Genomic DNA, 12124 nt, shown 5'->3' with positions numbered 1-12124 from the left:
AGGCTGGCCCGGTTAAGGGCCACCAGCTGATAACCATTCAGATTGGAAATTCCCAGGCGGGCATTGCCGTCAGGTAACGTTTTGCCTGCTTTTGTGCCCGACTTTTTGCCAGCAATCAAGGAAACCCTGCATCGCCTATGACCAGTGTTTAAGATTGCCGTTGCCGTCGCTGCGGTACGCACAATATTTATCACTGGCACTGTGTGCATCGGGTGAATACATCGCCATTCCGCAGGCCTGATTAAACCACTTGTTCTGTGTCATCATGTGCTCCTTCAGTCAGTTGATTGTCTGCTAAACATACAAACTTACTGCACTGTCTTTAACGGGTCAGATCAACAGCTCCTGATGGAACGGAACCACTATGAACATTGATTGAGCTCATTTACCAGATAAGTTCCATTTTGATAGGCTCGACTTAACTCGTTGACCATTTACAGGATTGTAACGTTGGAAATCTTTTTTTAACCCGCTGAAAAATATCTCTTAAATATTTTTCATACACAAACATTCATGGTCCGTTCAGTACGGATCCGATTTTGTATGGGTTAAAAAAGGTACGTTATGAAAGTTACATGGACCGTCACGCCTGTGGGATATCAGCGCATCGCGAAACGATGCCCTTCATGCAACATTAAACGGGACTTCACGCCGTCAGGTGCATTTCGGGTTAATTCGCAAAAGAAGCTTCTGGATGTATGGAGTATCTATAAATGCACGCACTGTGATTACACCTGGAATATCTCCCTGTTTTCTCGCCTGCACGTTAGCAAAATTGACCGCCAGCTTTATCATCGGCTAATGACAAATGATGCCGCCACGGTACAGCACTTTGCCTGTGATATCGCGACGCTGAAGCGGAACAACGCAGAGCTATCGGGTCGGCTTGGCTTTACCGTTCAGGAGCGCTGGCCGTTAAGCATCACCGCCCACCAGCGGGTTCGCGTTAGTGTCAGGATCTCCCGTTCATTTCAGGTAAGTCTGCTGTCGATTTTGAAGCAACAGCTCATGCTGAGTGCAGGTGAAATTCTGAAAGGGGTTGAGGTAGGTCAGATCAGCGGCGTTACGATGAAGATGCTTAAATCGAGAAAGCTGAAGGCAGCGGAATATGAATTCCAGCTGTCTGCGGAAACGTTATATGCCAGGCGCAGGATTGTTCTGACGCATCGTTAAAAACATGAAGCTCCCCTGAGGTAATAAACGCCCGTGTGGTAGCGGTTCAACATAATGCCAAATAGGCCGGGGATAGGGGAGCTTCAGTTTTTACAGCTTCAGAATGGAGAACTTTAGTGAATGGGGTGATAAACGATATCGCTTGAATTGAGCCGAGTCTGAATGGTGCTTTAAGGATTGGGGTATCGGCAATGGCGTAGCTTAATTGAATGGGCTGTATCATTGGCCGCGCGAATCCGTAATGCGCTGCTGTAACCATAATTCGACTTCGCTTTGCTTCCAGCGGGAACGGCGGCCCAGCTTAATTGGTCTCGGAAACAGACCATCTTTTATCAGCTTGTAAAACCATTTATCTGTCAGCCCCGTTAGCTTCGTGATGAACCGCATATCCACCAGTTGATCATCGAGCAAAGAAATATTTTCTGTCATGATGCTGTCTTCCATTGTGGGATTAGCCCGAGTTGGTGGGTGATTGCTCGTTACCACCAGCCCTTCCACATCAATGGATTGATACGTAAAAAAGTGCAGAACGTGAGTTATACCGCGCGAGGACGCCCCAGTCCGCTGGGCGACGGTACCTCACTGGCTCCGTAGTGATAGTGACCGTGCTTTTGTTCTTCTTTGGCAAGGTAGCTGAGGATGTAGCGCAGGTTATCAATGGCTTCGGTATCATCGTAGTTCACCGGCTTATCAATACTGACGTCATAAGTAGGTTTGTATTCGCAGCGGTTGTAATAGCCTTCTCGTTGCGTTATTTCCCGCCATATTGTTCCAACTCTCTCAGCTATTGGGTAGGTAGCCTGGTTAAGGTGCCTGTCGAGATAGAACACGATATGAGCATGGCAGCCGTGGTCTACAGAGCTCTCCAGTACCCAGAAATATCCTGACAGATTTGTGTTCTGCAGGGTGCGTTCAACCAGCATACGTACTTCTCGTTCGGTTTCGTTCCATGAATGACGTTTATAACGCTCTGTACCTTTTTGATAGAACAGGTCGAGTCTGAGTGCCTGTATTCGGGAGTACCGGTTCAGTAGCTGATTCAGGTGGTCATTGATCAGAGACAGTAGAAACCAGTTCATCGTGTATCTGGAATTAAAAGGGTAAGGTGTGTGCATTGATTTATCCTTTGTCAGGTGGAGTACAAAGGATTGGGATGAGATGTAATTTTTAAGAGAAGCGGGGATACGGCAGATACAGGGTGCTGTGTATCCGGGGCAATACAGGCAGGGTTGCTTGTTGGGTGAGGGCGCTGTGAACAAAGTGGTATAGAAACAGGGAGTGCCCCCTTAATTATACTAAAAACCCAAATGTTCATATCTGCTGTTGAACGATTCTAATGAGGTGAACAGAGGAGATTCGAAGAGTACAAACCACAGGAATAATGCAGTAATAAGTCAGAGTATTATCACAACAAAATCAGCAGGATATCAGAAAAAAATCAGTCATCCCTCAGCCTGTGACCCGAGTCCCTCTACCTAAAAGATGCTCATGCTAATCTGTGTTCAGGAGCCAGAATTAGAGGGAAGAGACGATGTTGCATTACGATATGATCCGCTACGAGATAATGTATCTAAAAATGCTTGGTGCGCTTTCCAACACTGATTACTCCTTACAGTGGAGTACTTATGATTCGCCGGATCAGTTTCGACGTTTAATCTCTGAGATCCTTGAACGGCATTTCCTGGGCGATCAGGACAGGATCAAAGTTGGCCGGAAAACTCTTAAAGAATGGGCTGAGCTGCTACTGATTGATAAAGATTATTTTGATTGTTTCAAAGGTACACCAAGAGCATTGTGGTTTGCTCACCATTATATTTTTGAATACCCAGTATTATCTGCAGGGCTGACGCTTGGTGGGTTGGGGAATGACCTCGGTTGTTCAGGAAGATTTAATTCTCTTTTAATGGACGATAATATCATCACAAATCTTGATTTCTCTAATTTGAATATCGATTTAGATGATATTGATTGGGACCTGATAACAAATCCACAGGCCACTGCTTCGAAAAAACCGAAACGTGTTTTCTCCCGTTTTTATCTGAACGCGGGAGCAAGTACCGATCGGTACAACCCCACTCCGGTAACTGAGCGTGAACTGATCAACGGTGTGATGAGATACATTGATGAAGCTCCATGCTCACTTGGAGATAAGATCTCTTATTTCAGAAAACTGCATGAGCGTTGGCTTGAGCAATATGACTTTTTTCTGACAGATTTTGACTGGATATCACGTGATGATGAAACTCAGTTAGTCTATCTCTGGGACTATCTCAAGGGAAAAGAACGAATAGCAGGCTATCTTCGCCCATATAACACGTCTATGCGTTATGACATGATTATTGCTGCTATAGATGTGTGGAACGTCCAACCTGAAGAGAAGCTGGAGTTTATTGAGAAGATGAAACATGCCTGGCAGTCATCAAAATCTTATCGGCGATCTGCTAAATAGCTTTGTGTCCCCCGTGGTTTTATCGTCTGATATCTCAATATAGTGATTGATTCTGAGTCGATTCGGGGGCCTCTTACAACTGCCCTCATAGCTCGTTATTTTATAGCTCCTACTCATAAACGATTACCATGGCCATGTTGAGCGGTTGCCAGGCGCTATTGGAGCATCTACCTGTGACACCAAGCGGACAATATGTTAAAGCTTAAGGTCAGCTTTGAGCGAGAAGCAGATATTCATAGTCTTTTACAGCCAGATGGAGGTATCGCTAACTTCGCCGTTTATCAATAAAGTAGGAGCAGGTCAGGTGCATAATGTTCTATATCTGCTGGCTGCGATGATACAGTTCCGCAATCCAAGGTGAATGTTTACCCTTTTCATAAACCATGTGCAGTTCTTTTCGAGGACGGGTGACGCCTACATAAAAGAGGCGACGGGCCTCGCGAAGGGCATTATCTGAAGCTAGATCTCGCTTACTCGGGAAGTCATATTTATTTACCCCAAACATTATGGCTACATCAAATTCTCGGCCTTTTGCACTATGAAGAGTGCTAAGGGTGATGCGTCCAGTTCCTTCTACTTTACCAGCGAATATATCCAGAGCCACATCCAGTCCCCTAAGGGGATCGGTTCGTTTCAGTAACTCAGAGATGACATCCCATTCCTGCTGAGTATTCTGTGAGATAGCCATCCAGTCGGTGATAATCTCATCATTTAAACGTCTCAGCCATTCGTGAGCACTTTCCGCTTTATCAATTCCGTTTCGTAAAAAAGTGATGAGCTGTAAGGTCAGTAATTGTTCTTCAGCACGGCTTGCGCGGCGGCCATAAACAAGAAAGAGCGCCTGACCCAGTAAGAGGTTAAATGGCGGAGAGGCTTCTTTCCATCCCCCAGTTACCCACTGACTGCAGGCTTCGATGAAACGGGCAAGACGAGAATTGCGCTTAATGAGAGCATTACTGTCAGCACGTATTATGGCAATATTTTTGGCCTTGAACTCATCCGCAACTTTATCGCCAAGCCAGGCTGCCCGGTAAAGAACCCCGATACGTTCAGGCTGAAACCCTCTTTCAAACAACGAGGGAATTAGATCATGAGCGATAAAATGCGCCTGTGCGTCATAATCGCCATTAATCCCATGAAATCCTAACTCTCCCTCTGGATTACCATCGGGGCCAACATAATCGCGGTCTTCTCCCAGCGCCCCTAGTGATGCCCTGATAATTTTCGCGCCAGATCGATAGTTGAAGCGAAGACGGAACGGTCTTACATCTGCCCGTGAAACAAGACTATCCAGTAGCCCTGGATTTGCACCATTAAATCCGTAAATGGACTGATCTGCATCACCGACCGCAAATAATCGTATTCCACCATTAAAGCACAGCAGCAGAACCAGCTCATGAAGAGCGTGCCCCAGATCTTGGTATTCATCGACAAATAAAACAGGATAGCGCGACCGAATAGCATTACGTACCCATTCATGCTCGCTAATAATACGAAAAGCGATGAGTGGCATATCATCATAGTCAATCAGTCCTAAGCGCCGAAGTTCTGCCTCATAACCATCAATAAAATCTGCCAGCTCCGGGTTGTTATTCCGCCAAGCCGGTAGGAGCCGGTTCACATCCCGGCGTCGTTTCTCTTCTGCAAATTTCCACCGAGCATGAGGATCTCCGACAGCTCCGAATCTAGCCTGATAAGCCACTTCAACAGCCGCGCGACTCTCATCTCTGGTCGCCACACGAAAACCATCCGGCAGCAAACCAGGTATACATCGTGAGTAGGGGATTAAAACCTGATTTAATGCAAAGCTATGCACGGTACCAATAAAGTTCCGATCATCGCCAATGACGTTAAAGCATGCTAGCCGTCCTTCAAGTTCAGAAGCGCATTCATTGTTGTAAGTAATACAGGCTACGCCTCGGGGGTCAGCGACCTCTTCAATCAGGGCTCGTGCCATTGCGGTTGTAAGTGTTTTGGTTTTCCCGCTGCCTGGCCCAGCAATAACTACGCAGTGGCCGGGGTATGTGGCCGCAGCGTATTGCTCTCTGTTCGGCAATAGCTCATTCAGAGCCTCTGAAAGTGCACGCCGGTCAGACATTCGACACCACATATTGAATAGCTGAAGCAATATACTCCGGCGGCGCAAGCCCAGGTGCTTTTTGCTTCAGCTTGGCAGCCAACCGTCCTTTACCTATGTCAGATATCATCGCGAGAAGTTGCGTCGGGTCTGGAACCATACCGGCACGCCATGAAGCAATCCTTGATGAACGTAACACACCAAATCCCTGCTCATCGAGGATATCCAGCAGCGCTTCTTTGAGGCCAGTCGTATTGGCAACGGCGACCTCAAACGTCTGATCGTTTAAAAAAATACCAATCTTTTCAAATGCAGTCTTACACTCTTCATAAGATCGATTATTGAGCCAATTAATATTCCCAGGAGTTAGTTTTTTTAGTTTTCCCGATACATCGCTAAATGCCTGCCAGATACCAATTGAACGTGTTTTACCCATCGGTTGTTTCGTACCATCCAGTGGGTCCCAGTCGGTTACGACGGAAAAGGGTAGTCCGAGGCTGGCTGCCAGCTTCACGTATGGTTCAAAATTAACTCCCGCTACGTTACATACCGTAATCCCAAGCTGGTCGAGATTGATCCCCATAGCCTGCGCGAAACCTGGAAGTAAAACCTCCTCTGCATCGCCTTCAACAAATATTACACCGTTAGCAAAAAGCAGCTCCGATCTGGTTGCTGTTAGATACCGTTCAATGTCGTCGAGTTCTTCACTGCTTACTGGCAGTTTAGCTAGGGAAAAAGCTCGTGATCGCCCTTCAGGATCCCTGCAAATGCGAACGATAGAACGAAGAGGAGCAATGGTTGCCAGCGTGGGAGAATGGCTCGTTACAATCAATGACTGATCTTTATCGACATTATTGAAGAGTTTGTCAAAAACAGCGCGCTGAAGCTGTGGGTGAAGGTGTGCTTCGGGTTCTTCAATACAAAGCAGGGAGAAATTACGTTCATTCTTTTCACGTCGCCATGCAAACTCTGCTAGCTTGAGTGATATCAGAGCCACGTTCGCAGAACCTAGGCTCGCTTCAATAATGCCTCTCTTTCCATCATCAATGAACATAGAGATAGAACGCATCAATCTGAGCGGGTCAGCAGGTGCAAAACGGAGGCGGGCATCTAAATCGTGAGCAGTTCCAGCTAGGTCAAGAATGCCACCACGCAGAGAATCTTCGAGCTCCTTAATTGATGGGAACTTCTCCATGGTTTCCGTTGCGGTCTGAAGCTCAGTTGCTACGCGATCCAAATCGGCTCGGCTTAGTGAAGAGAAGGCATCTTCCAATAAGGGGCGTAGCGGAGAGCTTCGCCAGGAAGCAAGTTGTGCTTCTGCATCGCGTAACGCGTCCAGCATATCAATGGAGATCCGCCGCCTGACGCGTCCAGGAATGGTTCGCGATTCCTGACCTCCGCCAAAAACAATAAATTCACAGTCATCACCCGAACGTGGAGCCCCACCTACTTCTTCCTTTTTACGAAATATGTAGCTCAACCTTGCTACGGTAGGGTCCTCTGCTATGCGAAAATCGGTCAACAGAGCTGAGAGGGAAGGGTCACTGTCAAAATCGGCAAATTCAAGGTGCACCTCAATTTGAGGGTTTAATTCAAGGCTGCAGCCATCCCAGAAATCTGACAGCTTAAGCTGCCTGGCTGAATCAGGCAGAGTAGGATCAATAACCAGTCGAATTGCGAAAAGCAGATTACTTTTACCGACACGATTTTCCCCCAATAACACAACATTACCTGCTAGGGGAATATCAGCCGCCTCAAAATTTCTAAAGTTGCGGATTCCGAGTTTTGATAAATACATAAAACTCCCTCTAAATGCATTACACAGGCTTTGGAAAGGCGTGTTCTGTCAAAAGCTCATAAAATTTAACAGCGAAGGTTCTGGGCAATCTTACTTCATTTTTTTCTTATCATCGGCTGTTAATTGCAAGAGTTCAACACTTGGATTTATGACTTACTGTAGTGGGTGCAGCTCACTACGTCTGCTTATGGCACGCCAGCGGACATCGTACAGTCCTGGACTGCGCAAGGTTCTTTGCATGTTATCTACAATTCCAAGTCATTTCAGATAGATATTATCTCCGTGAATGCCCGCCTTCCTGACTGGATCGCGGGGTTTTTAATTTTTCACGCTGAGACTATTGTATGAATAAACCTGACGGCCTTCAGGCCTTTGAACAACCGCTTGCGTCGCTTCCGTGCACACTTCGCCAGCTTATTCTTGAACGTATCCAGAACCTGACCCATTACGAGCCGGTGATTGGAATCATGGGCAAAAGTGGTACAGGTAAATCCTCTCTCTGCAACGAACTTTTTCAGGGCGAGGTGTCCCCGGTGAGTGATGTGAACGCCTGTACTCGCGACGTACTGCGCTTCCGGTTGCGCAGCGGTCGTCACAGTCTGGTGATTGTCGATTTACCGGGTGTAGGTGAAAACGGGCGACGGGATCATGAGTACCGGGCCCTGTACCGTCGAATGCTGCCGGAGCTGGACCTGGTGCTGTGGGTCATCAAGGCCGATGATCGGGCGCTGTCGGTGGACGAGCAGTTCTGGCGAGGTGTGATGCAGCCTTACCAGCAGCAGGTGCTGTTCGTGCTGAACCAGGCCGACAAAATCGAACCCTGTCACGAATGGGATACCCGAACCAGCACGCCTTCAGCGCAGCAACGGACAAATCTTCAGGAAAAGCAGACCGCCATTACCGCAATGTTTAAGCCGCATCACCCGGTCTGCGTGGTATCCGCCTGCAGCGGCTGGGGCGTGGAGGAGATGGTGGCAACCATGATGCGCTGTCTGCCTGACCGCGCCACCAGCCCGTTGGTGACACAACTGCAAGGGAGATTCTGCACAGAGCCGGTAAAGTCGCAGGCCCGTGACAGTTTCGGTGAAGCTGTGAGCCGGGTTTTCGATACGGCTGAGTCATCGTCATTCCTGCCTGCGCCATTGAAAACGGTGATTCGTACCGTGCGTGATGCGGTGGTGTCGGTCGCACGGGCCGTCTGGGACTGGATATTCTTCTGATATCGCAATTTTCTCTGCGAACGATGAACTGGTTGTTAATGATGTGTTGATTGTGGACACGTCCTTTCCACTGCGTTTTATCATCAACTAAATCAGGAGAAGCATCATTATTTGTCAGACGAGCGCTCATAAGGCCGGGCTGCTCATAAAAAATAGTTCCGATGTTGTCCATACCCTGTCCACCCCTTCCTTTAAAGTAATCATTATTAATTCAGATAGTTAACTTCTCAGGAGAAATCTTTCATGACGCTTCAGGAGCGGCGACATGACCGGCTTGCCGTCAGGTTGTCGTTGATTATCAGCCGCCTGGTGTCCGGTGAAACTCTGTTTATTCGCAAACTGGCAACTGAATTCGGGGTGTCAGAGCGCACGCTGCGTCGTGACTTTCGGGAACGTCTGATGTATCTCGACCTGGATTACTACCAGGGGCAGTGCAGTCTGCGCTCGGATATTCACAGTACACGGCAGGAAATAGATATTCTGACCTTTGCTCACCGCACGGGGCTGGCCGGGGTTTTCCCAGGCTTTGACCGGCGACTGGTCAGCAGCCTGCTGGACTGTGATGATCGACCCTGTCTGGTATGGCATCAGGACAGACCTCATCCCCCGGCAGGAAAGCTCTCCTTCTACAGGCTGGTCAGAGCTATTTCGGGATGTCAGCGCATCACCGTTCTGACAGAAGGGGAGCGTCATGAGGCCATCGCACCTTACCGGCTAATCGCTCTTGACGGTTACTGGTACCTTGTCGCTGAACATAACAGGCAATTACGTGTCTTCCGGCTGGATGAGATTCATCTGGTAAGGCCATCGCGGGAAACATTTATTCGCAGTGAGCTTCTCTATCAGCTGTCGGAGGATAAGCATTTTATCTCTGCCTTACCTCATTTCCGTTTTATTCAGCAGTCGCTGAATTCATTTTCTCCCTCAGAAAGTCGGGGGCAATCCGGACAAACTGATTAGAGATGGTCTCCATAATTAAATGTAAGGTTAATGCAATGATAAAATTGAACTTATTATCTTTACTGCCAGTCATGTTGTTCCCCTTACTTATCGCAGGTAATGCTCACGCAGCACGTCCTTATAACGGGTTCCTGCCTGCGGCAGTGAATAATAAGAGTGGGAATATATTCTGGTGTGATGCCCACCGCCAGGTCAGAAAACTGTGTACAGCGACGGAAGTGGATTCAATGGGATGGTTTATTGTTGTTCGCTCGAAACCTTCCAGAGATTGTCCGGGTGGCATATGGGGGTGGATCACTCCCAGTAAAGACGATGTGGCAACAGGTTATACCATTACGCCAGGTAAAGAATTCAACCTCACCATGAAGGATATGTGCAGTCCCGATATGAAAGTAACGTTCCGCCCGAATAAAAAGGACCCTCGTTATGACGATCTCGTCGGGATTTATGCCGGGAAAGAAGCGTTTCGCTACAAACAAATAAAATAATCCAACTTTTTTCATTACTTTATTGTTTTAAAGAACAAAAGCTTTATTACATGATTTGAGGACAACATTATGCGACTGCCTTACGTAATAGTTACATTAGCTATGCTGGCTTCTGTATCAACAGCACAGGCTATTCCCAATATGTGGACGAGTGGTTTTGGGATGGGCGTGACCGAATATATCATTACCAGCCCGGATAAGGTGGTGTTTAATCTGAACTGTACTGGCAATCCGGATGCGCAGAATATTCTGCAACACGGCGTTAATCTCACCCTGCCTGATGGAACATCAGTAAGTTCTCATGACGACGGGACGGAAATAACGGTCGTCATGGATAACAGTCAGTTCCCATTACCTTCATCCCTCGGCTGGAGGAATGGCGATAATGCCTGGGTGTCATTTATTGACGCACTGGGGCAGGCAGCTAATTTCGATGTTTATGTCAGCGATAAAAAAGTAGGCACTTTCAGTCCGGGTCTGAAGAATACGCAAAAAGAGCTGTCTGACCTCAGTGAGTGCCGGACCACACACTACAGCGATTAGTTACTTACATTTCAGACCTCTCCACCCCACAACATACCAACACCAGATAGCAACAGGCCATGCTCCTTCGGGAACATGGCCTTTTTGTTTTTAATTCATTATCAGATAAGGAGTTAGCCATGCGATTAGCCAGCCGCTTTGGTCGTATAAATCAGATACGCCGTGACCGGCCTCTGACCCACGAAGAGCTGATGAATCATGTCCCCAGCGTGTTCGGGAGTGACAAGCATGAATCTCGTTCAGACAGGTACACCTACATCCCGACCATCACCATCCTCGAAAACCTGCAGCGTGAAGGCTTTGAGCCGTTCTTTGCCTGCCAGACAAAGGTTCGCGACCAGAGCAAGCGGGAACACACCAAACATATGCTTCGCCTGCGTCGTGCCGGTCAACTGACCGGACATCAGGTGCCGGAAATCATTCTTCTTAACAGCCATGACGGCTCATCAAGCTACCAGATGCTGCCGGGGCTGTTTCGAGGCGTCTGTACCAACGGTCTGGTCTGCGGACAGTCATTTGGCGAAGTGCGGGTACCACATAAAGGGAATGTTGTTGAGAAGGTGATTGAAGGGGCTTACGAAGTGCTCGGGGTCTTTGACCGGGTGGAGGAGAAGCGCGATGCAATGCAGTCACTGGCACTGCCAGAACCAGCCCGTAATGCCCTGGCGAATGCCGCGCTGAAGTATCGCTTTGGTGAAGACCACCAGCCGGTCACGGTATCGCAGTTGCTGACCCCACGTCGCCGGGAGGACTACAGCGATGACCTGTGGACCGTATACCAGCGCGTGCAGGAGAACCTGATGAAAGGTGGATTGTCAGGGCGAACCGCTCAGGGGAAAAGCAGCCGCACCCGTGCTGTTACCGGTATTGATGGCGATGTGAAGCTCAATCGCGCCCTGTGGGTAATGGCAGAAAACATGCTCGATTTTTTCGGGCGTTAAACAACAGTTCCGGCATAAGGAGATAGTTTAATGAATACACAAAACCTTCAGTTCGCTGAGCAGGCAGCAATTATTGCCTCAGTCGTCCCTGACGAGCTACGCATCGGCTTCTGGCCGCAGCACTTTGGCTCCATCCCACAATGGATAACCCTTGAACCCCGCATTTTCGCCTGGATGGATCGGCTGTGTGCCGATTACCAAGGTGGTATCTGGCGCTTTTCGACACTCAGCAACGGCGGCGGTTTTATGGCTCCCGAGTCAGATCATGATGAGAAGTGGACATTGTTCAACAGCATGAACGGCAATGGCGCAGAGCTTACCAGTGAAGCTGCAGGGATGGTCGCCTGTCTGATGGCTTACAACCACCACGCCTGTCGCACCGAGTGTGACGCGATGACTGAGCACTATTATCGCTTACGAGACTTCGCGTTGAACCATCCAGAGTGCAGCGCCATTATGCATCTCATCGACTGAG

12 protein-coding genes and 1 pseudogene are annotated in these 12124 nt (G+C 48.3%); 8 read left to right on the top strand and 5 right to left on the bottom strand.

Features of this window, described 5'->3' with window-relative positions:
• Positions 1-37: 37 nt before the first annotated feature.
• Positions 38-264: pseudogene (locus FQZ95_RS26190) on the bottom strand (hypothetical protein).
• Between the two features lie 300 nt (positions 265-564).
• Here FQZ95_RS26190 and FQZ95_RS17080 point away from each other — a divergent pair.
• Complete coding sequence (locus FQZ95_RS17080; RefSeq protein ID WP_001546966.1) at positions 565-1173, top strand: DUF1062 domain-containing protein; 609 nt, start codon at positions 565-567, stop codon at positions 1171-1173.
• A gap of 219 nt (positions 1174-1392) precedes the next feature.
• Here FQZ95_RS17080 and FQZ95_RS17075 read toward each other — a convergent pair whose 3' ends face one another.
• Both FQZ95_RS17075 and FQZ95_RS17070 read right to left on the bottom strand, forming a co-directional pair.
• Positions 1393-1602, bottom strand: a complete 210-nt coding sequence (locus FQZ95_RS17075) for a helix-turn-helix transcriptional regulator (RefSeq protein ID WP_001546965.1) — start codon at positions 1600-1602, stop codon at positions 1393-1395.
• Between the two features lie 107 nt (positions 1603-1709).
• On the bottom strand, positions 1710-2288 hold the full coding sequence (locus FQZ95_RS17070; protein ID WP_001546964.1) for a YagK/YfjJ domain-containing protein: 579 nt from the start codon (positions 2286-2288) through the stop codon (positions 1710-1712).
• A 416-nt stretch (positions 2289-2704) separates the two neighbouring features.
• Here FQZ95_RS17070 and FQZ95_RS17065 point away from each other — a divergent pair, with 416 nt between their 5' ends.
• Positions 2705-3622: a hypothetical protein gene (locus FQZ95_RS17065; protein WP_001546963.1), complete on the top strand. Its 918-nt coding sequence runs from the start codon at positions 2705-2707 to the stop codon at positions 3620-3622.
• Between the two features lie 316 nt (positions 3623-3938).
• Here the strand turns inward: FQZ95_RS17065 and FQZ95_RS17060 are convergent, their stop codons facing one another.
• Both FQZ95_RS17060 and FQZ95_RS17055 read right to left on the bottom strand, forming a co-directional pair.
• Positions 3939-5720: an ATP-dependent helicase gene (locus FQZ95_RS17060; RefSeq protein ID WP_001546962.1), complete on the bottom strand. Its 1782-nt coding sequence runs from the start codon at positions 5718-5720 to the stop codon at positions 3939-3941.
• Complete coding sequence (locus FQZ95_RS17055) at positions 5713-7497, bottom strand: ATP-dependent nuclease (RefSeq protein WP_001546961.1); 1785 nt, start codon at positions 7495-7497, stop codon at positions 5713-5715. The genes FQZ95_RS17060 and FQZ95_RS17055 overlap by 8 nt, the downstream gene beginning before the upstream one ends.
• A gap of 344 nt (positions 7498-7841) precedes the next feature.
• Between FQZ95_RS17055 and FQZ95_RS17050 the strand changes: the two genes are divergently transcribed.
• The 6 genes from FQZ95_RS17050 (at position 7842) to FQZ95_RS17025 (ending at position 12123) form a co-directional block, all read left to right on the top strand.
• Positions 7842-8717, top strand: a complete 876-nt coding sequence (locus tag FQZ95_RS17050) for a GTPase family protein (RefSeq protein WP_001546960.1) — start codon at positions 7842-7844, stop codon at positions 8715-8717.
• Between the two features lie 243 nt (positions 8718-8960).
• Positions 8961-9677, top strand: coding sequence for a helix-turn-helix transcriptional regulator (locus tag FQZ95_RS17045; protein WP_001546959.1), 717 nt, complete (start codon positions 8961-8963; stop codon positions 9675-9677).
• Positions 9678-9712: 35 nt separating this feature from the next.
• Positions 9713-10165: a hypothetical protein gene (locus tag FQZ95_RS17040; RefSeq protein WP_001546958.1), complete on the top strand. Its 453-nt coding sequence runs from the start codon at positions 9713-9715 to the stop codon at positions 10163-10165.
• A 69-nt stretch (positions 10166-10234) separates the two neighbouring features.
• The gene (locus FQZ95_RS17035) at positions 10235-10708 is read left to right on the top strand and encodes a hypothetical protein (protein WP_001546957.1); all 474 of its coding nucleotides are present in this window, start codon (positions 10235-10237) and stop codon (positions 10706-10708) included.
• A gap of 119 nt (positions 10709-10827) precedes the next feature.
• Positions 10828-11649: a DUF932 domain-containing protein gene (locus tag FQZ95_RS17030; RefSeq protein ID WP_001546956.1), complete on the top strand. Its 822-nt coding sequence runs from the start codon at positions 10828-10830 to the stop codon at positions 11647-11649.
• 30 nt (positions 11650-11679) lie between these two features.
• Positions 11680-12123 carry an antirestriction protein gene (locus FQZ95_RS17025; RefSeq protein ID WP_001546955.1) on the top strand — a complete coding sequence of 148 codons (444 nt, stop codon included), beginning with the start codon at positions 11680-11682 and terminating at the stop codon, positions 12121-12123.
• The last annotated feature ends 1 nt before the right edge of the window (position 12124 follow it).

Origin of the sequence: Escherichia sp. HH41S (genome assembly GCF_009820115.1) — a bacterium.
In the GTDB taxonomy this organism is placed as follows: domain Bacteria; phylum Pseudomonadota; class Gammaproteobacteria; order Enterobacterales; family Enterobacteriaceae; genus Escherichia; species Escherichia coli_F.
The sequence above is the reverse complement of the archived record's forward strand: the minus strand, read 5'-3'. Positions and strand labels throughout refer to the sequence as shown.